Consider the following 1,497-nt stretch of genomic DNA (forward strand, 5'->3'; position numbering starts at 1 on the left):
GAGCTGTGGGGGATGACTACTGGGACGGGAAGCGCGCCGGAGGCGGAGTCGGGCGGAGCCGATGGCGACGGCGACGGCGATGACATCGTTGCCGGAAGGCGTGCTGGAGGGGGTGCCGGTACGGTTGCGGGGCCGGTGAAGCGGAGTGGCGGAGGTGGCGAACGCCCCGTCTGGTCACGGGACTTCGCGTTGTTCTTCGTGGCCCGCGCCGTCGCCCGCCTCGGCGACACCATGCTGCCCGTCGCCCTCGCCGCCGGCCTGCTGGAACACGGGTACGGCGCGGGCGCGGTCGGCCTCGCCATGGCCTCTACGGCCGCCGCCTTCGCGGGACTTGTGGTCTTCGGCGGGGTGATCGCGGACCGGTTCAGTACCCGCAAGCTGATGATCGGCGCCGACCTCGTGCGCCTCGGCACCCAGTCCCTCGCCGCAGCGCTCTTCTTCACCGGCCATGTTGTGCTCTGGGAGATCTGCGCGATCGGCTTCGTCAACGGCGTGGCGGGCGCGGTGTTCCAGCCCGGCGTGGCGAGCACGGTGCCGAGACTCGCCTCCGACATCCAGGGTGCGAACGGCGCGATACGCATCGCCGAGTCCGCCGCCCAACTCGCGGGCCCGGCCGTGGCGGGCCTGCTCGTCGGATTCACCTCGCCCGGCGGGGTGTTCGCGGCCCACGCCGCCACCTACGCGGTGAGCGCCCTCTGCCTCCTGCTGCTCCGGCTGCCCCCGCTCGCACCGGGCAGCCGCGAGCCGGGGCACGGGTCGGGCGCCTTCAAGGCCGATCTCGTCGAAGGATGGCGGGAGTTCAGATCACGCACGTGGCTCTGGGGAGTCATCGCCGTCTGGTGCTTCTACATGATCGCCGTATGGGGCCCGACCGTTCCGCTCGTGGCGACCGAGGTGGTGCAACAGCACGGCCCACGCGCCTACGGCCTGGTCAACTCGGCCCTCGGCGCGGGCACCGTCGTAGGCGGACTGCTGGCCCTGCGGCTGCGCCCCCGCCGTATGCTGCGCGCCGGTGCGATTGCCCTCTTCGCCTTCGCCGGCTTCCCGGCGACCGTCGGGGCGGGACTCGGCGTACCGGCCATGGCGGCCGGCGCCGCTGTCGCCGGGGTGGGGATGTCTTTCTGGGGCGTGATGTGGGCGACCAGTGTCCAGACCCAGGTCCCGCCGGACGTCCTCAACCGCATCCACGCGTACGACGTGGCGGGCTCCCTCGCGATGATGCCCGTCGGCCAGGCCTTGGCGGGCCCCGCCGCCGCGGCCCTCGGCGCCGACCACGTGCTCCTCGTCGCGGGCGCGATGAGCTTCGTGGTGCCGATCTCGCTGCTCATGGTGCCTGCCGTACGCGGGCTGGTACGGGCCGACGCGATACCGGTCGGCCCGAGTGGGGCGAGTGCCCCGAGCGATGCGGCGATACGCGAACGGGCGTGTCCGCAAGAGAGCTGACGGCGACGGTGATGCCGATGGGCTCGGCGGGTGCGGGTGCGGGCGTTGTCGTAC

The 1,497-nt window shown here is 72.7% G+C and carries 1 protein-coding gene; it reads left to right on the forward strand.

Going from position 1 to position 1,497, the window contains the following annotated elements; translation table 11 throughout:
* The first annotated feature begins 135 nt into the window (after positions 1-135).
* Complete coding sequence (locus AC31A1_RS51275) at positions 136-1,443, forward strand: MFS transporter (RefSeq protein WP_489659893.1); 1,308 nt, start codon at positions 136-138, stop codon at positions 1,441-1,443.
* Positions 1,444-1,497: the final 54 nt, after the last annotated feature.

It is taken from the genome of Streptomyces sp. P5F9, assembly GCF_057961495.1.